Source organism: Nitratireductor arenosus (genome assembly GCF_009742725.1).
GTDB lineage: Bacteria > Pseudomonadota > Alphaproteobacteria > Rhizobiales > Rhizobiaceae > Mangrovimarina > Mangrovimarina arenosa.
In genome coordinates this window covers 105,379-128,715 of record NZ_WPHG01000001.1, presented here as the reverse complement: position 1 = coordinate 128,715, position 23,337 = coordinate 105,379, and the positions used below count along the sequence as shown (strand labels likewise).

General features: G+C 65.5%; 22 protein-coding genes. 12 read left to right on the top strand and 10 right to left on the bottom strand.

The genetic code is table 11. The features are described from left to right. Nucleotides 1–52 precede the first annotated feature (52 nt). Together GN330_RS00645 and GN330_RS00640 are read right to left on the bottom strand one after the other, a co-directional pair. Nucleotides 53–979, bottom strand: a complete 927-nt coding sequence (locus GN330_RS00645; protein ID WP_343040117.1) for a heme-dependent oxidative N-demethylase family protein — start codon at nucleotides 977–979, stop codon at nucleotides 53–55. 4 nt (nucleotides 980–983) lie between these two features. Further along, a complete protein-coding gene (locus GN330_RS00640) occupies nucleotides 984–2,825 on the bottom strand; it encodes a M3 family oligoendopeptidase (RefSeq protein WP_156710643.1) in 1,842 nt (613 codons plus the stop codon). 144 nt (nucleotides 2,826–2,969) lie between these two features. Here GN330_RS00640 and GN330_RS00635 point away from each other — a divergent pair, with 144 nt between their 5' ends. Both GN330_RS00635 and GN330_RS00630 read left to right on the top strand, forming a co-directional pair. Then, nucleotides 2,970–4,481, top strand: coding sequence for a sigma-54-dependent transcriptional regulator (locus tag GN330_RS00635; RefSeq protein WP_156710642.1), 1,512 nt, complete (start codon nucleotides 2,970–2,972; stop codon nucleotides 4,479–4,481). A gap of 242 nt (nucleotides 4,482–4,723) precedes the next feature. Next, nucleotides 4,724–6,532: a peptidoglycan L,D-endopeptidase MepK gene (locus GN330_RS00630; RefSeq protein WP_343040347.1), complete on the top strand. Its 1,809-nt coding sequence runs from the start codon at nucleotides 4,724–4,726 to the stop codon at nucleotides 6,530–6,532. A 132-nt stretch (nucleotides 6,533–6,664) separates the two neighbouring features. On the opposite strand, the gene GN330_RS00625 is transcribed toward GN330_RS00630, so the two are convergent. Beyond that, on the bottom strand, nucleotides 6,665–7,306 hold the full coding sequence (locus GN330_RS00625) for a 2-dehydro-3-deoxy-phosphogluconate aldolase (RefSeq protein ID WP_156710641.1): 642 nt from the start codon (nucleotides 7,304–7,306) through the stop codon (nucleotides 6,665–6,667). Nucleotides 7,307–7,392: 86 nt separating this feature from the next. Then, nucleotides 7,393–8,295 carry an N-acetylmuramidase domain-containing protein gene (locus tag GN330_RS00620; RefSeq protein WP_156710640.1) on the bottom strand — a complete coding sequence of 301 codons (903 nt, stop codon included), beginning with the start codon at nucleotides 8,293–8,295 and terminating at the stop codon, nucleotides 7,393–7,395. Nucleotides 8,296–8,472: 177 nt separating this feature from the next. On the opposite strand from GN330_RS00620, the gene trhO reads away from it, so the two are divergent. From trhO to GN330_RS00600, 4 genes are all read left to right on the top strand, one after another. Beyond that, nucleotides 8,473–9,420, top strand: a complete 948-nt coding sequence (gene trhO, locus GN330_RS00615) for an oxygen-dependent tRNA uridine(34) hydroxylase TrhO (protein WP_156710639.1) — start codon at nucleotides 8,473–8,475, stop codon at nucleotides 9,418–9,420. An 80-nt stretch (nucleotides 9,421–9,500) separates the two neighbouring features. Then, complete coding sequence (locus tag GN330_RS00610; protein ID WP_156710638.1) at nucleotides 9,501–10,256, top strand: tellurite resistance TerB family protein; 756 nt, start codon at nucleotides 9,501–9,503, stop codon at nucleotides 10,254–10,256. Nucleotides 10,257–10,489: 233 nt separating this feature from the next. Continuing rightward, on the top strand, nucleotides 10,490–11,245 hold the full coding sequence (locus tag GN330_RS00605) for an SDR family oxidoreductase (protein WP_156710637.1): 756 nt from the start codon (nucleotides 10,490–10,492) through the stop codon (nucleotides 11,243–11,245). Nucleotides 11,246–11,410: 165 nt separating this feature from the next. Further along, nucleotides 11,411–13,189: an SLC13 family permease gene (locus tag GN330_RS00600; protein WP_156710636.1), complete on the top strand. Its 1,779-nt coding sequence runs from the start codon at nucleotides 11,411–11,413 to the stop codon at nucleotides 13,187–13,189. Nucleotides 13,190–13,208: 19 nt separating this feature from the next. Here the strand turns inward: GN330_RS00600 and GN330_RS00595 are convergent, their stop codons facing one another. Together GN330_RS00595 and GN330_RS00590 are read right to left on the bottom strand one after the other, a co-directional pair. Then, nucleotides 13,209–13,583 (bottom strand): YciI family protein, encoded by a 375-nt coding sequence (locus GN330_RS00595; RefSeq protein ID WP_156710635.1) that lies wholly within the window; start codon nucleotides 13,581–13,583, stop codon nucleotides 13,209–13,211. A 59-nt stretch (nucleotides 13,584–13,642) separates the two neighbouring features. Next, nucleotides 13,643–14,812: a pyridoxal phosphate-dependent aminotransferase gene (locus GN330_RS00590; protein ID WP_156710634.1), complete on the bottom strand. Its 1,170-nt coding sequence runs from the start codon at nucleotides 14,810–14,812 to the stop codon at nucleotides 13,643–13,645. Nucleotides 14,813–14,949: 137 nt separating this feature from the next. On the opposite strand from GN330_RS00590, the gene GN330_RS00585 reads away from it, so the two are divergent. The 5 genes from GN330_RS00585 to denD are packed head-to-tail and all read left to right on the top strand — an operon-like array spanning nucleotide 14,950 to nucleotide 18,457. After that, nucleotides 14,950–15,582: a GNAT family N-acetyltransferase gene (locus GN330_RS00585; RefSeq protein ID WP_156711879.1), complete on the top strand. Its 633-nt coding sequence runs from the start codon at nucleotides 14,950–14,952 to the stop codon at nucleotides 15,580–15,582. Between the two features lie 9 nt (nucleotides 15,583–15,591). Then, complete coding sequence (locus tag GN330_RS00580) at nucleotides 15,592–16,512, top strand: cation diffusion facilitator family transporter (RefSeq protein ID WP_156710633.1); 921 nt, start codon at nucleotides 15,592–15,594, stop codon at nucleotides 16,510–16,512. Nucleotides 16,513–16,524: 12 nt separating this feature from the next. After that, entirely contained in the window at nucleotides 16,525–17,283 is a 759-nt protein-coding gene (locus tag GN330_RS00575) for an SDR family oxidoreductase (RefSeq protein ID WP_156710632.1), read from the top strand. Further along, nucleotides 17,283–17,483, top strand: a complete 201-nt coding sequence (locus GN330_RS00570) for a hypothetical protein (RefSeq protein WP_156710631.1) — start codon at nucleotides 17,283–17,285, stop codon at nucleotides 17,481–17,483. Before GN330_RS00575 ends, GN330_RS00570 begins: the two co-directional genes overlap by 1 nt. 2 nt (nucleotides 17,484–17,485) lie before the next feature. Then, nucleotides 17,486–18,457 (top strand): D-erythronate dehydrogenase, encoded by a 972-nt coding sequence (gene denD, locus GN330_RS00565; RefSeq protein ID WP_156711878.1) that lies wholly within the window; start codon nucleotides 17,486–17,488, stop codon nucleotides 18,455–18,457. Between the two features lie 6 nt (nucleotides 18,458–18,463). Here denD and GN330_RS00560 read toward each other — a convergent pair whose 3' ends face one another. The 4 genes from GN330_RS00560 to GN330_RS24175 form a co-directional block, all read right to left on the bottom strand. Beyond that, complete coding sequence (locus GN330_RS00560) at nucleotides 18,464–19,531, bottom strand: nickel/cobalt transporter (RefSeq protein WP_156710630.1); 1,068 nt, start codon at nucleotides 19,529–19,531, stop codon at nucleotides 18,464–18,466. Between the two features lie 11 nt (nucleotides 19,532–19,542). After that, nucleotides 19,543–20,208 (bottom strand): DUF1007 family protein, encoded by a 666-nt coding sequence (locus GN330_RS00555; RefSeq protein ID WP_156710629.1) that lies wholly within the window; start codon nucleotides 20,206–20,208, stop codon nucleotides 19,543–19,545. A gap of 76 nt (nucleotides 20,209–20,284) precedes the next feature. Continuing rightward, nucleotides 20,285–21,184 (bottom strand): LysR family transcriptional regulator, encoded by a 900-nt coding sequence (locus GN330_RS00550; protein ID WP_156710628.1) that lies wholly within the window; start codon nucleotides 21,182–21,184, stop codon nucleotides 20,285–20,287. Between the two features lie 3 nt (nucleotides 21,185–21,187). Next, nucleotides 21,188–21,640 (bottom strand): hypothetical protein, encoded by a 453-nt coding sequence (locus tag GN330_RS24175; protein ID WP_156710627.1) that lies wholly within the window; start codon nucleotides 21,638–21,640, stop codon nucleotides 21,188–21,190. Between the two features lie 539 nt (nucleotides 21,641–22,179). Between GN330_RS24175 and GN330_RS00540 the strand changes: the two genes are divergently transcribed. Next, entirely contained in the window at nucleotides 22,180–23,313 is a 1,134-nt protein-coding gene (locus tag GN330_RS00540) for a type III PLP-dependent enzyme (protein ID WP_156710626.1), read from the top strand. Nucleotides 23,314–23,337 lie beyond the last annotated feature (24 nt).

Here is a 23,337-nt window from a genome sequence, read left to right as displayed (position 1 = left end):
CCGGGGGCGTCGGCTTCGCCTGACGGAAGGGTGAAGGCGGCGGGAGCGGGGATCAGGTCGCTGCCAGCTTGTTAAGCGCGGCGACCAGCCGGTCGCGGTCGGCGGCAAGCCCCTTATAGGTCAGTTGCGCGGCATTAAGCGCAGCGAGCTGGGCGGCCAGCGAGCGTGCCAAGGCGGCGCGGTCGGGATGCGCGGCCAGGATGCGCATCGGATCGAGAAAGATGCGGATCGTGAACAGGATGTCGCCGGAGACGGGCAGTTTGCGCAGTGTCTGGCGTTCGACGCGGATGAAACTGCGCAGCAGCGGGGCGTCGTCGGCTGAGTGCGCTGCTTCGCGCTCGCGGCGTGCGTCGCGCGTGGCCTTCGACAGCGGCTTGTGGAGTTCGTTGTCGTCCTGAAGCGACCAGTTCAGCCGCTCGACCGGCTGCGCGACCTTGAGATTGTCGAAGATGCGATTGATCAGCCCGGCCGTGCGCGTTCCGCGGCCGAAACCGGGAACGGCGGCGTGGATATCCTCGAGCGGCCGGCCGAACTTTTCCGCCAGCGTCCAGGATGAGGGAAAGCACAGCGATGCCGCGGCGAGCCGCCATCCGGCCTCGCCCTTACGCATCAGGACGAGGTCTTCCTGGACCAGGAGCGAAGCCGTCTTGAGAGGAGGGGCGTCGCTATCGCCCTCGCGCTCCATCGCCGCGAGCGCCGCCTCCCATTGCCGGGTTCCGGGAAAGACCGCCGGAAAGCCGGCGGCAAGCTCTGCCCGCACCAGGGCGAGCACCTCGTTCTGGGCATCGCGGGTTTCCGATTCTTCCGCGAAGACGGTGCCGGGTGTCGTGTCAAACAGCCGGCGTTTTTCGGCGAGGTAAGCTTCGTAATCCCGGTCGATCTCGAGCCAGCATCCGGGATCGAGCGGTTTTAGCCCGATGGTGAACGGGGTCGCCGTGCCGTCATAGGGCGTATGCGCGGGTTGCGACCGGCGGCCCACCCTGTCAGCTTTCCATCGCCTCGAGCTCGTCGATCAAACCCTCGATCATCGAGAGGCCCTTGTCCCAGAAAGCCGGGTCGGAGGCGTCGAGCCCGAAGGGGGCGAGCAGTCCGGAATGATGTTTTGTGCCGCCGGCCTTCAGCATGTCGAAATATTTCTCCTGAAAGCCGCTTTCGGCGTTCTGGTAGACGGCGAACAGCGAGTTCACCAGACAGTCGCCGAAGGCGTAGGCATAGACGTAGAACGGCGCATGGATGAAATGCGGGATATAGCTCCAGAAGACCTCGTAACCTTCGCGCAGCCTGATCGCCGGGCCGAGGCTTTCACGCTGTACCTCGAGCCAGAACTCGCCGAGCCGGTCCGATGTCAGCTCGCCATTGCGGCGCTCGGCATGGACCTTGCGCTCGAAGGCGTAGAAAGCGATCTGGCGCACGACCGTGTTGATCATGTCCTCGACCTTCTGGGCGAGCATGGCCTTGCGTTCGCGCCGGTCGGTGGTCTTGTCGAGCAGCGAGCGGAAGGTGAGCATTTCGCCGAATACCGACGCCGTCTCGGCGAGCGTCAGCGGTGTCGAGGCCATCAGCGCGCCCTGCCGGCCGGCCAGAACCTGGTGGACGCCGTGCCCGAGTTCGTGCGCGAGCGTCATCACGTCGCGCGGCTTGCCCATATAGTTCAAAAGCACATAGGGATGCGCGGAGGGAACGGTCGGGTGGGCGAAGGCTCCCGGCGCCTTGCCCGGGCGTACCGGGGCGTCGATCCAGCGCTTGTCGAAGAACTGGGCGGCGATATCGGCCATTTCCGGCGCGAAACCGCGATAGGCTGAAAGCACGGTGTCTTTTGCCTCCTCCCAGCCGATCACCGCCTGCGGCGTTTCGGGCAAGGGAGCGTTGCGGTCCCAGTGGTTGAGTGTGTCAACGCCCAGCCAGCGCGCCTTGAGCTTGTAATAGCGGTGCGACAGACGCGGATAGGCGGCCTCGACGGCGGCCGCGAGCGCGTCCACCACGTCGCGCTCGACGCGATTGGCGAGATGGCGCGAATCGGCGATGTCGTCGAAGCCGCGCCAGCGGTCGGAAATCTCCTTGTCCTTCGCCAGCGTGTTGGTGATCAGCGTGAAGACCCGTTGATTGGCCTGAAACGTCTTGGCCAGCGCGTCTGCGGCGGCCTTGCGCTTGTCCCCGTCGGGGTCCTGCAGGAAGTTCAGGGTCGGCTCCAGCGGCAGTTCCTCGCCATCGACCTCGAAACGCAGCGCCGTCATGGTCTCGTCGAACAGACGGTTCCAGGCGCCGCGTCCGGTCACCGATTTTTCGTGGAAAAGCTGTTCGATCCGGTCCTCGAGTTGAAACGGCTTGTCCCTTCTCAAATCGACGATCCAGGAGCGGTAGTGGCCGAAGGCGGGCGCGGCATCGAGCGCGGCGTTGATGGCGCCTTCGTCGATCGTGTTCAACTCCAGCGGAAAGAACAGCAGATGGGCGCTGGCGTCGGTCATCCTTTCCTGGATATCGCCGTAAAGCTTCGCCCGCTTCGGATCGCTGGTGTCGCCGGCATAGATCAGGCTGGCATAGGAGACGATGCGCCCGATCAACTCCTCGAGCGCTTCGTAGGCTTCCATCGCCGCGCCGAGCCGGCTCTTTTCCTTCAGCTCGGCCTCCTGGGCGAGCTTGCCGCGCCAGTTGGTCTCGAAAGCTTGCGCATCGGCCTTGGCGCGGTCGAGATCGCGCGCAAGCTCGTTGGAATCCATCGCCGGATAAAGATCGCCGAGATTCCATTCGGGCAGGTCGCCCAGTCGCCTTGTGGCCTCGCGTCGTGCGGAAGTCGCGGTCGTCTGCGTCGCGGTCGGAGCGCTCATGCCTTGATCCTTACGGGCTGGTTCGGCTGTTTGCGGTCGGGGAAAGGATTTGTTCACCGGCTTTGTTGAGCCCCTATTTAGATGGGTGTGCCAGTATGATCCAGTGACCAATTTCCAGCGAGGACAGCTTTGTCCAGCGCCACCATGACAGACACCATACTGATCGTCGATGACGATCCCGTGCAACGGCGGCTTCTGGAGGCCGCGGCGACCCGCGCCGGCCATGCCTGCGTGTCCGTGGATGGCGGCAAGGCGGCGATGGCGCATCTGACCGGTCCCAAGGGACAGGGAACCGGGGTTCTCATCCTCGACCTGGCCATGCCGGACATGGACGGGCTTGCGGTTCTGGCTGCCATGCGCGCGGTCGGCATCGATCTGCCGGTGATCGTCCAGACCGCCCAGGCGGGCATCGAGACGGTCGTGTCGGCGATGCGCGCCGGCGCGTTCGACTTCGTCGTCAAACCGGTGTCTCCGGACCGGCTTCGCATTGCGATCGCCAACGCGCTCAAGGTCAAGGCGCTGGGCTCGACCGAACGCATCTCCAAGCCGGCCCATATCGAGACGCTGGCCATAAAGGATCTGGTCACCCGTAGCCCGGCGATGGATCGGGTCGTGCGGCTGGCCGAAAAGGCCGCCGCCTCCAGTATTCCGATCCTGATCGAGGGCGAGTCGGGCGTCGGCAAGGAGGTCATCGCGCGCGCCATCCGCGGCGCCAGCCCGCGCCGTTCGAAACCGTTCGTGACGGTGAATTGCGGCGCGATTCCCGAAAATCTGGTCGAAAGCATCCTGTTCGGCCATGAAAAGGGCTCCTTCACAGGTGCCCAGGACAAGCACGCCGGCAAATTCGTGGAGGCCAGTAGCGGCACCCTGTTCCTGGACGAGATCGGCGATCTGCCGCTCGACGTCCAGGTCAAGCTCCTGCGTGCTGTCCAGGAGGGCGAGGTCGATCCGGTTGGCGGCCGGTCGGCGGTCAAGGTCGATATCCGCCTGATTTCAGCGACGCATCGCGATCTCCTGCAGCGCGTCAAGGACGGGCTTTTTCGCGAAGACCTTTTCTACCGGCTCAACGTCTTTCCGATCTACGTGCCGCCGCTGCGCGACAGGCGCGAGGATCTGGACGAACTGGTAAGCCTGTTCATCAACCGCTTCAGCGCCGCCGAAACCGGTGGTCGCGTCACCGGCATTTCGGGCGAGGCGATGGCGGTTTTGAAGGCCTATGACTGGCCGGGAAATATCCGTCAGCTCGAAAACGCGATCTTTCGCGCGGTGGTGCTGAGCGAAGGGTCGACGCTGACCTCGGAGGAGTTTCCGCAGATCCGGGCGCAGGTCGGCCTGGTCGACCCGGTGGACGAAACGGGCCTTTATCTGGAGACGATCCCCGGTCTGGACGCCGATCCGGCGCGCGCCGACATCGTGATCGGTTCGCATGCGGCGCGGCCGGGCGCCAGCACGCTCGACCTGTTTGACGATCGCGGCAATGTGCGATCGCTTGCCGTGATCGAGCGCGAGGCGATCGAGTACGCCATCGAGCATTATTCCGGACAGATGAGCGAGGTCGCCAGGCGGCTGGGGATCGGGCGTTCGACGCTCTATCGCAAACTCAAGGAATATGGCATCGATCCCGAGACGGGACGAGGCGAACATGTGGCCGGTTGAGTTCGCCTGACCGGGTAGGCGTGATAAATCTTTGGTTTACCTTGACCCCGGTCAAGGGACTTTCGCCGGCTTTTTGCCATCGTCTCACCGCATTTGATCTTCAATAAGCGTCGATTAACCATTAGGGATGATAGTCGGACGGCATCGGAAAGCGTCTGTCGGTCTTCCGGGGACACTTCAAAGCCACAAGGCCTCTTGATTTGAACGACCAAGCTTCTTCCATCGGCGGATGGCGATTGAGCGTGCTTTTCCGTCCTGTCCATATGGCGGTCCTGCTGCTTGCGGCATGTTTCATGCTGACGGCGGCCGACGCGCATGCCGAAACGCGCACGCTGAAGCTCTACTTCATCCATACCAAGGAACGCGCCGAGATCACCTACAAGCGCAATGGGCGCTACCTGTCTTCGGGGCTGAACCAGATCAACCGTTTTCTACGCGACTGGCGGCGCAATGAGCCGACCAAGATGGATCCCCGCCTGCTCGATGTGGTCTGGGAGGCTTACCAGGATGTCCGCGCCCGCGATTATATCCATGTTGTCTCGGGCTACCGCTCGCCATCCACGAATTCCATGCTGCGCAAGCGCGGCCGCGGCGTTGCCAAGAAAAGCCAGCATATGCTCGGCAGGGCGCTCGACTTCTACATCCCCGGCGTGCCGCTGAAGAAGCTGCGCAATGCCGGTCTGAGGGCGGGTGTGGGCGGCGTCGGCTATTATCCGCGCTCCGGTTCGCCCTTCGTCCATTTCGACACAGGCAGCGTCCGGCACTGGCCGCGCATGAGCCGTGGCGAACTGGCCTCGGTATTCCCGAACGGCAAGACCTTGCATGTGCCGACCGACGGCAAGCCGCTTCCCGGTTACAATCAGGCGCTTGCCTCCTACAAATCGCGCAAGAAGGGTGGCGGTACCGTGCAGGTCGCCCGTAGCGACGATCGCGACGCCGGCGCCAGCTCCTCCGGCACCAGGTCTTCGGGCGGCGGGTTTCTGGCCAACCTGTTCGGTGGCGGCGCCGACGAGGAAGAAGACAATATCGCGATTTCGCAGGAGCCGATGCGTCGTGGTCAGACCGTGACCAGAACCGCGCCGAAACCCAAGCCCGCGGCCGAATTGCCGGGCGTGGCTGTGGCCGCGGCTCCCGCACAGGCACCCAAGGCTGAAGAACCTCCTCGGGTCGACACGCCCGAGACAATCCTGGCGGCCTTGCCGGAACGCCGCGTGCCGCTGCCGGCGTTCGCGCCACGGCCGAAGGCGGATGTGGGAACGGCACTCGCGCTCGCCGCCGCCGATACGGCCCCCGAAACGGAAACGGCTGAAGAGACGGTGCTTGCCTATGGCGTGCCGCTGCCGGCGACCCGGCCTGGGGCCCGAGAGGCGATCGCGCTCGCCGCGGCCGGAGAAAAGCCGGCCGGTGACGCGGCGGCCGCCGCCGAAATCCGCAAATCGGCGATCGCCGGGATCATCGAAAAGTCCCGCCGTCTGGTGGCCGACGACGAAAGACGGGATGCCGAGCAGCGCGAGATCGTGTTGGCGGCCTTCGCCCCGGTTCCCGAGTTCCGGCCCGGAGAGGGTCCGATCAAGGAAATCGTGGCGGCCTTGCCGCAGCCGCGTCCGGGCGACCGGCTGCGCGCGGAAATCACCGGGGCCACCGGCCCGGTCCCTGCAAAAGGCGGCCGGCTTGCCGCGCCGAAGGATACGCAGCGCGCCCTGCTTCTGGCCAGCGCGGGTTATCGCGACGCCGAGGCGGTCATCGACACGCGCGTGAAGACCACCGGCAAGGGCGCCAAACCCGGGCCTTCCGACGCCAAGGGTGACCGTCGGGCGGTGACGCTGCCGGTCGAGGAGATCAAGGCGCGCTGGGCGCTGGAAACCGCTGGCCGGGCAACGCGTTCGATCGCGAGCGCCAAGACGCCGTCGCTGGCGCACAACGCGATCCGCATCGCGCCGACGCAGGTCTATACGAGCGGTTTCGAAACCGCGCCCGCCGCGCCCGATCCCGCGCGTTTTTCCGGCAACGCGGTGACCTTCCTGTCGGTGGCGCGCTTCGAAACCGAGTAGCACGGCGATACGGCCGGCCGCGGTCTTTCGAATTCGTCTTCCACGTCGAAAGGACGGATCCCGAGAGCGGCTCGCCGGGGCGCTCTTGCGGTCGGTCAGCGGGACCGGTCCGCCTCGTCTTCGTGATGTTTGTCAGGCTTTTGAAAGAGCGGCCGCCTCGCGCGCCAGCGCCTCGATGCCGTCCCAGTCTCCCGCTTGCAAGAGCGTGTCGGGCGCGATCCACGACCCTCCGACGCAGATCACGTTGGGCAGCGACAGATAGGCCGGCGCGTTACCGGGCGTCACGCCGCCGGTCGGGCAAAAGCGGGTGCCGGCAAGCGGTGCCGACAAGGCCTTGAGAAAGGCTATGCCGCCCGATTGCTCGGCCGGAAAGAATTTCAGGACCGAATAGCCTTCCTCGGCCGCCGCCATGATCTCGCTCGGGGTCGTCGCGCCGGGCAGCAGTGGGACGTCGGTCGAGCGCGCGGCATCGAGAAGTTCCTGGGTCGTGCCTGGGCTGACGATGAAGCGGGCACCGGCTCGTACCGCCTGATCGAACTGGCGTCCGTTGAGAATAGTGCCGGCCCCGACCACCGCTTCGGGCACCTCGGCGGCGGCGATGCGGATCGCATCGACCGCCTCGCGCGTGCGCAAGGTGATCTCGATTGCCGGCAGGCCGCCTTTGGCCAGGGCGCGCGCCAGCGGCGCGGCGTCCGCCGCGCGATCGATCTTCAGGACGGGGATCACCGGTTGGCCGGTGAGGATGGGCAGGAGCTTGTCGGTCTTTTGGGGCATGGTCGCGGCGGCGCCTTTTTCGTGAACCGTTCGGGAGCCGGGTATAGCCGATCGGTCGCATAATCAGAAGCCGGACGGGCCCGAAATCACCAGTGGGACAGCGCGCGCGACAGGGCGGCGAGCAGCGATTGCCAGATCGTGCCCGGTTCCGCTTCGTGCCCGCCGCCGGCCAGAACCTGCCACGTCCTCGGCCCGGCGACGCCGTCCGCCTGCAAACCGTTTCGGCGCTGGAAGGCGCGCAGCGTCCGCTCGGTTTCGGGTCCGAACACGCCGTCCTGCTCGATTTTGTGGCCTGCCGCGAACAATCGCGCCTGCAAATCGCGCACGCGTGCCCCGGTGTCACCGCGCGACACCGGTTTCCGGGCGAGAGCGTCGCCGACGCCCGGCACGACCGGATTGACGGAGACGGCCTCATACCGGGCAAAGGCGCGGGCGATCTTCCGGTCATAGCCATATTTGCGATAGCCGGGGCCGTTGTAACCCTTGGCGAAGGCGGCCCAGTCGCGGCGTCTGAGCGCGGCTGTCAGGCCGGCCTTATCGATGTAGCGCAGCATGATCGCGATCTGGCCTTCGACGCCGGAGCGGGCCTCGTCGACCATTGACTCCACGCTTGCGTAACCGAGCCAGGCCCAGTGTGCGCCCATGACTTGGCCGATGCCCCAGGAGACAGATTCCAGCGCTGCCTTGCGGTCGATGGCGCAGGCCCGTTCCAGCAGCGCCCAGCGGGCGGCCTGGGTGCGTGGATTGGCGACGCTGCCGGGCTCGGGCGAGGCCAGGCCCGCGGCGCGGGCCCGGGCGCGTTGCGCACCCCTCAGGCGACGGTCGAAATAATGGCCCTCGAAGCGGATCACCGGCTCGCGCCGACCGGCGACGGTCGCGAAGGGTTTGCCGGCGCTTTCGACATCGGCGACAGCGAGCAAGGTCGCCGGCGCGAGGGCGTGACGCGCCGCCGCGGCGGTGATCGACTGGATGATTTCCTTGCTGAACATCTTCGGGGGCCTCCGCAACCAATGCGGACAATGATGCGGGCAGGGATGCAGAGGTGGATCGAAAGCCGGGCCGGTGCCAACGGCCCCAATGGTGTGCTTGTGTCGACGGGGCTGAAACGGCACGGCTTTTTCGCGCTGCTTGCGCTTTCGGCGCCAAGCGGATAGGCGACATCCATCATGAATTCGCCCACGGTTCCGGACCCCGTCAAGATCGCTGCGCTCTACCGCTTTCGCCGCCTGGTGCGGCCCGAGGCGCTGCGCGCGCCATTGGCCGCCTTTTGTGCTCGCCACGGTATCAGGGGCACGCTGATCGTGGCGCCGGAAGGCATTAACGGCACCGTCGCCGGCCCGGATGCCGGGGTCGACGCGCTGCTTGCCTATCTGGAACGTGACGCAGGGCTTGGCGATCTTGAGGTCAAGTTCAGCCGCACCGGCAAAATGCCGTTCCTGCGGATGAAAGTCCGGCTGAAACGCGAGATCGTCACCATGGGTGTCGAGGCGGTCGATCCGGTGGAGGAAGCCGGAACCTATGTCGAGCCGGCGGAATGGAACCGGCTAATCGACGATCCCGATACGGTGGTGATCGACACCCGCAACGACTACGAGGTGTCGCTCGGTACTTTCGCGAATGCGCTCGATCCGGCAACCCGGCGCTTTCGCGACTTTCCGGCCTGGGCCGAGGCGCACCGCGACGCGTTTCGCGGCCGCAAGGTGGCGATGTTCTGCACAGGCGGCATCCGCTGCGAAAAGGCGACCGCCTACATGAAATCGATCGGGATCGAGGAGGTCTTCCACCTCAAGGGCGGGATTCTGAAATATCTGGAAGAGGTTCCGGCCGAGGCAAGTCGCTGGCGCGGTGAATGTTTCGTCTTCGACGAGCGCGTTTCGGTCGGACACGGGCTCGCACAAGGCGCAGCGTCACTGTGTCGGGCCTGCCGCCATCCGCTGAGCGGGCAGGACAGGGGCTCGCCGGGCTTCGTCGAGGGCGTCTCGTGTCCGCATTGCGCCGACAAGCGTTCGGCCGCCGATCGGGCCCGTTATGCCGAGCGTCAGCGCCAGGTCGAACTCGCCGATAGTCGCGGCTTCGGACCTCATCTCGGGCAACGGGAAAATGGGAACGCCTGATCCTTTCGCCGCACATCATTGCAATGTCGTGGCCGCACGCCTAGCTAGAGGCTGCCCGAACGCCCAATCGCGGAGGTTTTATGTTCGATCCCAAGAAGCTGCTCGATGATCTGCTCGGCTCGAAAGTTCCGGGCACGGACTCAACGCTCCGCGACAAGGCGGGTCAGGCGACGCAATTGGCCAAGGACAACCCGCTGGCAACCGGCGCGCTGGTCGCCGTACTGCTGGGCACCGGCACCGGACGCGCGGTCACCGGCACGGCGCTGAAGGTCGGCGGCCTCGCCGCCGTTGCCGGTCTCGCCTACAAGGCCTATCAGAACTATCGCGCCGGCGACGCGCCGGGTTCCGACCCGGCCGCGGTCGAACCCGAGCTTCTGGCACCCCCGTCCGACAGCGAGTTCCGACCGGAAACCGCCCCGCAGGGCGAAACCGAGTTCGCGCTCACCCTGGCGCGCGCGATGATCGCCGCCGCCCGCGCCGATGGCCATATCGACGATGAGGAGCGCGGCAAGATCGCCGACCGGCTCAGACTGTCCGGCATCGGTGAGGAGGCAGAGGCGTTCCTGGTGTCGGAACTGAAAAAGCCGGTCGACCTCGACGCGCTGGTTGTGGAGGCCCGTACCGAGGCACAGCGCGTGGAACTCTACACCGCCTCGCGGCTGGCGATCGAGCCGCAGACCCGCGCCGAGCGCGGTTATCTCGACATGCTGGCCGGGCGCCTGAAACTGCCCGACGCGCTGATCGACCACATCGAGGCGACGGTCTCTTCGGCCAAGGAGCCGGCTCCTTCGCAGCCCGCACCGGGCGATGCGCCGTCCGGCAGGTCGCCCTGGTAGGTCCGCCCGCGCCGGCTTTTTCGCCGGGCGAGGCCTGACGATGGCGTCGCGCGGCGGATGCCCGTTAAGGTTTCGTTAACCAGTTGAGCGCATGCTTGGTCCAGTCGGATCAGCTTTCCTCCTCCCAAGCATGGTCCAGATCGGGCGGTCGCGAATGGCCGCCCTTCCTTATTCCCAGACAGCTTGCGCATTCCGCCATCCTCTGCCAAGTGCATCGGGTCGGAGGAATGCATATGGATGCAAGCAGGGTCGCGATCGTCACCGGAGCGGGAACGGGAATCGGCAGGGCAGCCGCCGCGGCGCTGTCGCGCGACGGCTGGCACACGGTCTATGTCGGGCGGCGCGGGGCGCTGCTCGAGGAAGCGATCGCCGCGGCCGGGCAGACGCCGGGTGAGGCGCTGGCATTTCCCGTCGATGTCACCGATCCCGCGGCGGTGGACGATCTGTTCGAGCAGGTCGCGGTCCGGTTCGGGCGGGTCGATCTCCTGTTCAACAATGCCGGCATGTTCTCAAAAACCCAGACGATCGACGAAACGCCGGTCGATCTGTGGAAGGCGGTCGTCGAGGTCAATCTGACCGGTGCCTTTTTGTGCGCGCGGGCGGCTTTCAGGCAGATGCGCCGGCAGACGCCGATCGGTGGCCGCATCATCAATAACGGTTCGATCTCCGCGCATGCGCCCCGACCGGGCTCGGCGCCCTATACGGCGACCAAGCACGCCATCACCGGCCTGACGCGGACGCTGGCGCTCGACGGGCGGCCCTTCAACATCGCCTGCGGGCAGATCGATATCGGCAATGCGCTGACCGACATGGCCGCGCCGATGGCCGACGGCGTGCCGCAGGCCGATGGCCGGATCGCGCCCGAGGCGGTGATGGATGTCGACAATGTTGCCCGTTCGGTGCTGCACATGGCCAATCTGCCGCTTAACGCCAATGTGCTGTTCATGACCGTGATGGCGACGAAGATGCCCTTTGTCGGCCGCGGTTGAGAAAAACCGTTCCGCAGGCCGCGCCAACTTCAACGGAATTGCTTGGACACGACCGGTATTGCACGCTTCGATAGGCAAGGGTGCGCGAGCGTGGCGGCGCAGGTAGGCGGCTGTGCCGCGAGGCCGCGCCCCGGACCGGGGCCAGAGTAAGGACAGACCCTAACCATGGCAGCGATTATCGACGGCTATCAAGGCTATGTCGCGCTCGCGGTGTTGGCCGTCCTGCTGGTGTTTTTCATCATCGAGCGGTATCCGCCGGAGGTCACGGCGGTTGCCGGCGCGGCGGCATTTCTCGTCCTCGGGCTGACGCCCGCCGAAGAGGCCACGAAGGTTTTTTCCAATGCAGCGCCGCTGACGATCGCGGCCATGTTCGTGCTGTCGGGAGCGCTGGTGCGTACCGGGGTCCTGGAAATGGTCGCCGACAGGGTGATCGGCCAGGCGGCGCGCCGCCCGGCGACCGCCATCGGCGTGCTCCTGTTCGGCGCGGTCGCGGCCTCGGCCTTCATGAACAACACCCCGGTGGTGTTGATTCTGATCCCGATTGTGTTCCGGCTCGCCCGCTCGCTCGATGTCGCCGCGACCCGTCTTTTGATCCCCGTCTCCTACGCCGCGATCCTCGGCGGCACCTGCACGCTGATCGGCACCTCGACCAACATTCTCGTCGACGGCGTGGCGCGCGAGGCCGGGCTGGCGCCGTTTTCGATCTTCGAGATGACCCCGGTCGGCTTGGTGGCGGCCCTGACCGGTACGGTCGTCATGCTCACTCTCGGCCGTTTTCTGCTGCCCGACCGGCGCACAGGCGGCGAAACCTCGCCGGCCGGACAGACCGAATTCCTGTCCGAGATCACGGTGCGGGCCGAAGGCCGCTACACCCAACACAAGATCGGGCAACTGGCCGATTTCAAGCGCTCCGGCCTGCGCATCCTCGGTCTGCGCAGCGGCACCGACATCATGCGCGAGAACATCCAGGACCGGATCATGAAACGCGGCGATTCGCTGATCGTTGCGGCGACGGCGGCCGAGATCCTGACGCTGAACGAACAAGCCGACCTGCGGGTGGGCATGCGCCGGGGGCAGGAGCGCACCGGCGAACGGGTCGCGGTGGAGGCGGTTGTGGCGCCGCATCGCGGCACCGCCGGCGGCCGCATCGCCGACCTGTCGCTCGGCCGGCGCTATGGCGTGCGCGTGCTCGGCGCGCACCGGCATCGCCACATTCCCGGTTCCGATCTGGAAAGCGTGATGCTGCGGCCGGCCGACAAGCTGCTTCTGGAAGGCCCACCGGCCAATTTCGACGCCCTCACCGAGGATGCGGCGCTGGTTTCGGTAACGCGGCCGAGCGGACGTCCTTATCGGCGCGGCAAGGCGCCGGTCGCCGTGCTCGCGCTCGCCGCCGTGGTGCTGCTTGCCGCCGTCCAGATCATGGACATCTCGATCCTGGCCATGCTCGCCGTCGCCGCGATCCTGGTTCTGCGCTGCATCGACAGCGACGAGGCGTGGGGGTCGATCGACGGTTCGATCCTGGTGCTGATCTTTTCGATGCTGATCGTCGGCGCCGGGCTGGAGAAGTCCGGCGCGGTCATGCTGATCGTCTCGGTGCTGACGCCGTTGCTGGAGGCGTCCCCGCCGCTGGTCACGCTCGCCGCGATCTATATTCTCACCTCGGTGTTCACCGAACTGGTCAGCAACAACGCCGTGGCGGTGCTGATGGCACCGATCGCGATCGGCCTGGCCAGCCAGCTCGGCATCGACGCGCGACCCTTCCTGATCGCGGTGATGATCGGTGCCAGCGCCAGTTTCGCAACCCCGATCGGCTACCAGACCAACACGCTGGTCTATGGCGCGGGCAATTACCGCTTTTCCGACTTCCTGAAGATCGGCGTACCGATGAACCTGTCGATCGCGGCCACCACCTGTCTGGCGATCTGGTATCTCTACGATCTGTGAGCCTTGCGGCTGGTCGGCTTCAATCGCCTTGCACGGCCGCGCCGGGCAGGTAGAGCGTGATCGGCCGGATTTCGTAGACGGCCGACGTGTTGACGCGCTGCAGGTCGCGGGCGGCCGCAACCGCAGCATCCAGCGTGTCGCATTCCAGCACGTAGAAGCCGAGCAACTGCTCCTTGGTCTCGGCGAATGGTCCGTCGATCACCATCGGCTCGCCGGGCCCGCGTAGGGTGACGGCATTGCCGGTCTTGTCGAGTCGGGCTGCCGGACCGAGCCGGTTTTTCCGGTCGATCTTGTCGTGAACTTTCATCATGCCCGCCATCAGTGCGGCGTCCTCGTCAGGCGACATCGCGGAAACGGTGTCTTCCTCGTGATAGGCGAGTATTGCGTAGAGCATGCTTCCTCCCGTTCGATCCAGCGAGCCCAGCGGTCCGGAGATAATCTCGAGATCGCGGATCAGCGGGTCAAGAACGTTTCCATGCGCTCGATCGCGCGCAGGATGTTTTCCTCCGAATTGGCGTAGGACAAGCGGATATAGCCTTCGCCGAGCACGCCGAAATCCGGCCCGCCAATCGTGGCGACGCCGGCTTCGTCGAGAAGGGTGGTCGCCAGTTTCTTGGCCGGCCAGCCGGTTTCGCGCACGTTCGGATAGGCATAAAAGGCACCCTTCGGCGTCACGCAGGAAATGCCGGGCAGGCCGTTCAGCCCTTCCACGATCACCCGGCGGCGGCGGTCGAAGGCGCGCAGCATGGTCTCGACCTCGTCCTGCGGCCCGTCGATGGCGGCGATGCCGGCATGCTGGCTTGGCGCGTTGACGCAGGACCAGCAATTGACGGCGAGCTTGCGCACCTTGTCGTAGAGCCGCTCCGGCCAGATCGACCAGCCCATGCGCCAGCCGGTCATGGCCCAGGTCTTGGACCAGCCGTTGAGCACGATCAGTCGGTCGCGGATATCAGGAAAGCCGAGCAGCGAACACTGCTGCTCGCCGTCATAGGTCATGACGTCGTAGATCTCGTCCGAGAGGATGGCGATGTCGGGAAACGCGGCAAGGCCGGCGACCAGCTTCTCGATCTCCGCGCGCGGCGTGACGCCGCCGGTCGGATTGGCGGGCGAGTTCAGCACCAGCAGCCTGGTTCGCGGGGTAATCAGCGCCAGCGTTTCCTCGGCCGAGAAGGCGAAGCCGTTTTCCTCGCGCATCGGTACGGGAACCGGCGTGGCGCCGGTGAACTCGATCATCGAACGGTAGATCGGAAAACCGGGATCGGGATAGAGGATTTCCGCACCCGGTTCGCCGAACATCAGGATCGCCGCGAACATGGTCGGTTTGCCGCCCGGCATGATCATCACTGCCTCGGGAGAGACCTCGACGCCGGTGGTGGCCAGCGTGCGGCGTACCACGGCCTCGCGGGTGGCGATCAGGCCGTTGGCGGGTGTGTAGCCATGATGCCCGTCGCGCAGCGCCTTGACGGCGGCCTCGACGATGTGGGCGGGCGTGCTGAAATCGGGCTGGCCGATGCCGAGATTGATGATGTCGCGCCCCTGTTCGGCAAGCCTGGTGGCCCGCGCGAGAACGGCGAAGGCGTTTTCCTCGCCGATGCGGTCGAAGGCCGGAATCGTGTGGAGCATGCGGCGAGTCCTTGTGGTCCTTTCCGTTCTGCCTAACTTTTGTGAGCCTCCGGCGGCAAAAGTCAAACGGCAGGAGTATCAAGGTGGGTGAGGAGCTTGCGAACTGGACCGGGCGGCCGCGGCCGCAGCATACGGCCATGGAAGGGCGTTTCGTGCGGCTCGAGCCGCTCGATCCGGCACGCCACGGCGACGGGCTCTATGAAGCCTCGAGCGTTGCCGATGCGCCGGAGCGGTTCCGGTGGCTGCCAGAGGTTCCGCCTGCCAGCCGGGCCGACTTCCAACCCTGGCTCGACAAGGCGGCGGCGAGCGCGGACCCGCTGTTCTTCGCCGTCATCGACCGCCGCAGCGGGGCGGTATGCGGCCGCCAGACGCTGATGCGCATCGATGCGGCGAACGGCGTGATCGAGATCGGCAATATCTATTGGGGACCGGCGATCGCGCGCACGCCGGCCGCCACCGAGGCGCTTTATCTGTTTGCCGCCCATGCGTTCGACGCGCTCGGCTATCGGCGCTTCGAATGGAAATGCAACGACCGCAACGCGCCCTCCAAGCGCGCGGCGGAACGGTTCGGATTTTCGTTCGAAGGGGTTTTCCGCCAGCATATGGTCGTGAAGGGCGAAAACCGCGACACGGCGTGGTATGCGATGATCGACTCGGATTGGCCGGTGCTGAAACGGGCCTTCGAGGCGTGGCTCGACCCGGCCAATTTCGACGGGGAAGGAAGGCAGTTGCGCCGGCTGGAGGCATGCCGAGACGCCATCAAGGAGTAGACTTCGGTCATGGGGCACGACCACAGCCACGATCACGGGCATGACCATGGCTCCGGCAACAAGACGCGCATGTTGATCGCCGCGCTCCTGACCGGCGGTTTCATGATCGTTGAGGCGGCGGGCGGGCTTTTGACCGGGTCGCTGGCGCTGTTGGCCGATGCAGGGCACATGCTGACCGATTCGGTTGCGCTGGCGCTCGGCTGGTATGCTTTCCATCTCGCCGAACGCCGCGCCAATGAGCGCCTGACCTATGGTTACGACCGCATCAAGACGCTGGTTGCCTACACGAACGGCCTGACGGTGTTCGTGATTGCGTTGTGGATCGTCTACGAGGCGTGGGAACGGTTCTCTATGCCGTCGCCGGTGTTGGGCGGTCCGATGCTTCTCGTCGGCCTTGCTGGCCTCCTCGTCAATATCGTCGCGTTTTTTGTCCTGCATGGCGGATCGCGCGACGACCTCAATATGCGCGGCGCCATTCTGCACGTGCTGGGCGACCTTCTCGGCTCCGTCGCCGCGATCGCGGCCGCCATCATCATACTGGTCACTGGCTGGTATCCGATCGACCCGATCCTGTCGGTGCTGGTGGCGGTGCTGCTGTTCCGCAGCGCCTGGGCACTGATCCGCGATTCGGGCCATGTGCTGCTCGAGGGTGCGCCGACGAGCCTCGATCGCGATGCGATCGCCCGGGACATTGAAACGCATGTCGTCGGCGTGCGCGACATTCACCACATGCATGTCTGGTCCTTGGACGGCCGGCGTACCATGGCGACCCTGCATGCCAGTCTGGAGAGTGGAATGGCGGCCGGCGAAGCGATCGCGCGCATCAAGGCGCGGCTTGCGGACGAACACGGTATCGGTCACGCCACCGTCGAACCCGAATACGGAGATTGCGCCGACGCGCGCAACGATCACAACAACCATTCGCACTGAAGAGAGGTAGTCATGGCCGGCAGGCTGAAGGGCAAGATCGCGGTCGTCACCGCGGCGGGGCAGGGGATCGGACGGGCGATCGCGGAAGCGTTTGTCGCAGAGGGCGCGACGGTCTACGCGTCCGATCTGACGCGCGACAAGCTGGACGATCTGCGTCGCGTGAAACGGGCCAAACTCGACGTGCGCTCGACGCGGGCAGTGGAAAAATATGCCGAAAAGATCGGCGACATTGACATTCTGGTCAATGTCGCCGGCTTCGTGCATCACGGCACCGTGCTCGACTGTTCGGAAAAGGACTGGGATTTTTCCTTCGATCTCAACGTCAAATCCATGCACCGCACGATCGCGGCCTTTCTGCCCGGCATGCTCCGGCGCGCCGGGAATAGCGGGACCTCGGCCTCGATCATCAATCTTTCGTCCGGCGCCTCGTCGCTGAAGGGCGCGCCGAACCGCTACACTTATGGTGCGACCAAGGCGGCGGTGATCGGCCTAACGAAATCGGTCGCGGTCGATTTTATCCGCCAGGGCGTGCGCTGCAACGCGATCTGCCCCGGCACTGTGCGTTCGCCCTCCTGGGAGGCGCGGGTGGAGGAGCTTGGCCAGTCGGTCGGGGGTACCGACAAGGCGATGGAAATGTTTGTGTCGCGCCAGCCGATGGGGCGTGTCGGCGAAGCCTCCGAAATCGCCGCGCTGGCACTCTATCTGGCTTCCGATGAATCGGCCTTCACCACCGGTACTGCGATCCCGATCGACGGCGGGTGGACGCTGTGATGGACGCCCGGACCCGCAACGCGGCGATCGCCGCCGCGATCATCCTGGTCGGCTTTGGCCTGTTCGCCTTCTACATGCCCACGATCATGCTGGCGGTCGGCGAGAGCTCGCCGCTTGCCGCCGGCGCCATCGCGGTGACCTTCGTGGTCGCGTTCTTTCTGGTGTTCTGGCTGCGCGGCCGCGCGCAGCGACGCAAATGAGCATGCGGGTTCTGGTGACGGGCGCGGCCGGGATGATCGGACGCAAGCTCGTCGCCCGGCTCGCGCGCGACGGGGCGCTCAACGGCAGGCGGCTCGCCGCGCTCGACCTGCACGACATCGTCAGCGCCGACGCGCCGGCGATAAATGGGGCCACGGTCTCGACCCATATCGGCGACCTTGCCGCGCCCGGCGAAGCCGACAGGCTCGTCGCGGCGAAACCGGACATGGTGTTTCATCTCGCCGGCGTCGTTTCGGCCGAAGCCGAAGCCGATTTTGACAAGGGATACCGGGTCAATCTCGACGGCACGCGCGCGTTGTTCGACGCGATCCGGGCCGCCGGCCACGCGCCGCGCGTAGTGTTTTCCTCCTCGATCGCGGTTTTCGGGGCGCCGTTTCCCGACACGATTCCCGACGATTTCCATCCCACGCCGCTGACCTCCTACGGCACCCAGAAACTGATCGGCGAGGCACTGCTTGCAGATTATTCGCGCCGCGGCTTTCTCGACGGGATCGGGCTTCGCCTGCCGACCATCTGCGTCAGACCCGGTAAGCCGAACAAAGCGGCGTCCTCGTTCTTTTCGGCGATCATCCGCGACCCGCTCGCCGGCCGGCAAACGATGTTGCCGGTGCCGCGCTCGGTTCTGCACACCCATGCCAGCCCGCGCGCGGCGGTAGGGTTCTTGCTGCACGCCGCCGGCCTTGCCGGCGAAGCGGTCGGTCCACGGCGCAACCTGACCATGCCGGGCGTGGCCTGCACCGTCGGCGAGCAGATCGAGGCGCTCGAGCGTATCGCCGGGTCAAAAGCGGTCGGGCTGATCCGCGAGCAGCACGACGAGGCGGTCTGGGCGATCGTGCGCAACTGGCCGACGCGGTTTATGGCCGAACGGGCCCGCGCGCTCGGGTTCGAGGCCGAGGAGAGTTTCGACGAGATCGTCACGGCGCATATCGAAGACGAGTTCGGCGAGGCGAGCTGACCGGCTCTACGCCTGCAGGCTCGCGGTGAGAAGCGTAAGGCCGATCAGGAAGACGAAGGCGGCGCCGCCGATCTCGATCGCGCCGTGGATGCGATTGCCCAGACGTCCGTTGCCGGCAAACGCCACGGCCCAGTTCTTGGCGACGACCGCGAGCGTTGCGAGCACCGAGACGGTGATCGCGGTGCCGAGCGCCATGGCGAGTACCGAGACGATGCCGCCGAGCCACAGGCCGTTGAGGAAGGAAAAAGTCAGGACGATCAGCGCGCCCGAGCAGGGTCTCAGGCCGACGGCCGCCACCGCCGACCAGGCGGTACGCCAGGTGAAGCGATCACCGGAAATGAGCCGCGGGTCGGGGGCGTGGGCATGGCCGCAACTGGCGCAGACCTCACCGGGCCCGTGGTCATGATGGTGGTGGTACCCGTCGCCGTGGTGATGATCACGATCGTGTGTGTGACCGCCGTGACGATGATGGTCGTAGTTTGCGGCGATCGCCGCCGACAGGGTTTTGGCCGGGCCGCCAAAAAGCCGGGCGCGCAGGCCGGGGCCGGCTTTTTGCCACAAGAGCCAGGCTCCGAACAGCGTGATCAGCGCGTAGCTGGCCACTTCCAGGAACCAGGTCGCGCCGGTCATCGAGACCGCGGTGCCGCGCAGGAACAAAAACACCACGCCGATCAGCAGGATAGCGCTCAGTGCCTGGAGGAAGGCCGAGACGAAGGAGAGCATCACGCCGCGTTTGAGCGCCACCTCGTTGGCCAGCATGTAAGACGAGATCACCGCCTTGCCATGGCCCGGTCCGGCGGCGTGAAAGATGCCGTAGGCGAAGGAGAGCCCGACGAGCAGCCACAGCTTGCCGGTATCCTGGCGCATCGCTTTCAACGCGCCGGTGAGCGCGCGGTAGAAGGCCTGCTGCTGCGTGTTGACCCAATTGACAAAGCCACCGAAAAGCCCGGATTGCGGTAACATCGCCTCGTTGGTGCCGATGCCGAGCGAACTCTGGGCGTGGCCTGCCTCGACCGCCACCAGCAGGATGCCGGCGGTCAGAACGGTCAGCGCGGCGATCATACGTGCTTTCATCACAACCGGCCTCAACCCTGTGCGGGGCAGGAAATTTCGAGCCGGGTCGCGAACAGCTTGCTCATGTCGTTGCCGGTCGGATCGTTGAAGAAGGCCTCGGTCAGGGTTGTCTGGTTCTGGGCGATCGCCTCGTCCGGATCGGGCCGCACCACCCGGCGGCCGCAGCCCGACGGCAGTCCCTCGACCGTCATATAGGCGTCCTCGACGAAATCGATCGCGGTGTAGAAGGTCGGGTCATAGACACCGAAATCCACCGTGCCGTCGAGCTTGAGCGTATCCCTGGGCTCGGATTCGAACAGGATGATGAGCTGATTGTCCTCGAAATTGACCATCAGACGGTCCGGCGCCTTCATGGCGACCGGCTTGCCGTTGACCGAGACGATCTGGAAATAATCGAACTCGCCGATCGAATCGTAGACCACGGTCGACACTTCTTCGAGCTCTTCCGGGCTTAGTTTCAAATCGCCGTTCTTGTCGAATTCCACAAGCACGGTGCTGGAAAACAAATCGTCGAAGCGCCACACATGGCGCAGCGAAGTGACGGTCCGGTTTGTGTCGACAACGACATCAAGGCGCGCCTCGGCAAAGACATGCGGATGCGCGGCCGCCGGCCCGGCGGTGCAGACGGTCGCAGCTGCGATTGCGGTCAAGATCGAGCGTTGCATGGTCGGCCGCATCAACTACCTGCCGAATAGGGGATGGAGTTCGGCCGCAGCATGACCACAAAGCGGGCGAAATTGGGACGGCCCGATCTCATGGCGCGCGCTCGTCCTTGAACCATTGTACGAGGAAATCGACGAAGACGCGAACCTTGGCCGGCAAGTAGCGGCGATGCGGGTAGACGGCGAAAATCCCGGCATCGGTCGGCATGCGGTCGTCGAGCAGCGACTTCAATCGCCCGGCCTCGATCTCGGGGGCGGCGATGAAGTCGGGCAGGATGGCGAAGCCGAGCCCGGCCAGGGTCGCTGCGCGCGCGGCAAGCGGGCTGTTCACCTCGATCGGGCCGGAAACCGGCACGGTAATCGTCTCGCCATTGTCGCCCTTGAACGGCCAGTTGGAGAGCCAGCGCCCATTGGTGTCGATGATGCAGGGCAGGCCGGCGAGATCTTGCGGCCGCCGCGGCGCGCCGTTCTTTTCGAGAAAAGCCGGCGATGCGCAGACCTTGACCGTGAACGGCGCGAGGCGGCGCGCGATCAGGGAGGAATTCTCCAACCTGGAAATGCGAACTGCAAGGTCGAACCCTTCTTCAACGAGATCGACGAAACGGTCGTCGAGATTGATATCGAGCACGATGTCGGGATGGGCGACGGCGAAGTCGATCAGCGACTGGCCGATCGGGGCGTCGGCGAAGGTGCGCGGCGCGGACAGCTTGATGCGCCCCTTCACGTCGCCGGAGGATTCGCGCACCGAATCGGCCAGGCTGTCGATTTCGCGGATGATTTCGGAGGCGCGGCGAAAATAGGTGTGGCCGGCTTCGGTCAGCGAGAACTGGCGCGTCGTGCGGTTGAGCAGCAGCGCGCCGAGATCGTCCTCCAGTTCGCGGACATATTTCGACAAAAGCGCCTTGGAACGGCCGATCTTGCGCGCGGCGGCGGAAAACCCTTCCGCCTCGACCACGGCGATGAAGGCGCGCATGCGGGTGAGCGTGTCCATGCCTCAGCCTCCCTCGACCTGGCCTAGGATCGTTCGCGCAATCCCGAACGGCGCGCTGTCGACCTGGCCGGGCGGCAGGGTAATCTGCGGTAAACCGCTGAGGCTGGACAGGCACAACAGGCCGAGCGCGCGTTCACGATAGGTCTGCAACGCGTCGAAGGACGCATCCATACGCGGCGCGTTACGGAGGCCGGTCTCGGCGGCGGCTGCGTCGGAGTCGATGTCGCGGCCGAAATCGAAGCGCTCGCGCACGCCGGGCGCCGAGCGTTCTGCAGTCCCAGCCTCGGCCTCGCGGTCGGGGTTGCCGCAGCCGGTCCTCATCCCGGTAATGTCGAAGATATCCTTGACCGCGAGCCTCAGGCCCGAAAGCGGGCCGGAAACAGCCTCGCGGAGCACGGGAGCGGGATAGTCGAGGAGGGCATTGTGGGGCGGAATCGTTCGGGTCATCGTTCGCAATCAGTTTACGGTTCGGGGAAGAATGTTCGACGGGCGAAAAATTGCAAGCCCGGAACGATTTTTGATTGATTGTGACAGACGTCGCGCCTATATCCGCGCCTGCCCAAAGTCGCACGTGCCTGTGGGTGTCCGCCGGTCCTCGAAATGGCGAGGAAGCCGGTACGGTACCTGGACCTAACCACTCCAGTCGGTCTCGCGGCCCAACCGCAGATCGAGGACATCTTGAAGCAACGACGGTGCGGGCCTTTCTGGTGTCTGCCGGTTGTCCATAAACCGGGGTTACTGAAGAGGCACACCTTCATTGCCGGCAGTGCGGAACGGGTCTCCCAATCCAAAGCTGAGGCAGACAAAGCGAGCAGTCGCCCCAAAGGCGGAGGCTCATCGCCGCGTGAAACGCGTTTCGAGCTCCGGTCATTTCCACCGTCCGGGTTCAGCAACGCATTTTCGCGCCCTTTGTCCACCGCGGGGCCGGACGCCGTGCGCGCCGATGCCCGCGACCCTTGAGCCTGGCGGGTCGAACCGCCTGTTGGAGAGACCCGATGGCAACGCAGCGCATCCTCGATTTCCTCGCCACCCGCCGTCCCGACGGCCCCTGCCTGATCGTCGATCTCGACATTGTGCGGGACAATTACCGCGCCTTCGAAAAGGCGCTGCCGGAAAGCCGCATCTTCTATGCGGTCAAGGCCAATCCGGCGCCTGAGATCTTGCGCCTGCTGGCCGCATTGGGCTCCTCCTTCGACACGGCCAGCGTGGCGGAGATCGAGATGGCGCTGGATGCCGGGGCAACGGCCGAGCGCATCAGCTTTGGCAACACCATCAAGAAGGAGCGCGACATCGCGCGCGCCTTCGATCTCGGGATCCGGCTTTTCGCCGTCGACTGCGTGGAAGAGGTCGAAAAGATCGCCCGCGCCGCGCCGGGCAGCCGCGTCTTCTGCCGTGTGCTCACCGACGGCGAGGGCGCGGAATGGCCGCTGTCGCGCAAGTTCGGCTGCGTGCCGGCAACGGCGGTCGACGTCCTGCGCCGCGCCGCCGCACTCGGGCTCGAGGCCCACGGCGTGTCGTTCCATGTCGGGTCGCAGCAGACAGATCTGTCGGCCTGGGACAAGGCGCTGGGCGACGCCAAGGCCGTGTTCGCAAGACTGGCCGATGAGGGCATCGTCTTGAAAATGGTCAATATGGGCGGCGGTTTCCCGACCCGCTACCTGAAGGACGTGCCGGCCGCGCAGGCCTACGGCCAGGCGATCTTCGAGGCGTTGTCGCGCCATTTCGGCAACCGGCTGCCCGAAACCATCATCGAGCCCGGCCGCGGCATGGTCGGCAATGCCGGCGTCATCAAGTCGGAGGTCGTCTTGATCTCGAAAAAGGCCGACAACGACAATCTGCGCTGGGTCTATCTAGACATCGGCAAGTTCGGCGGCCTGGCCGAGACGATGGACGAGGCGATCCGCTACCCGATCATCACGCCGCGCGACGGCGACCAGGCCGCGCCCTGCGTGCTCGCCGGCCCGACCTGCGATTCGGCCGACGTGATGTACGAAAAGACGCCCTATCCGCTGCCCTTGTCGCTGACGATCGGCGACGAGGTGCTGATCGAAGGCACCGGCGCCTATACCACCACCTATGCTTCGGTGGCCTTCAACGGCTTCGAACCGCTGCGATCCTACGTGATCTGACGGGTCGCAAGACCCGTCGGGTCA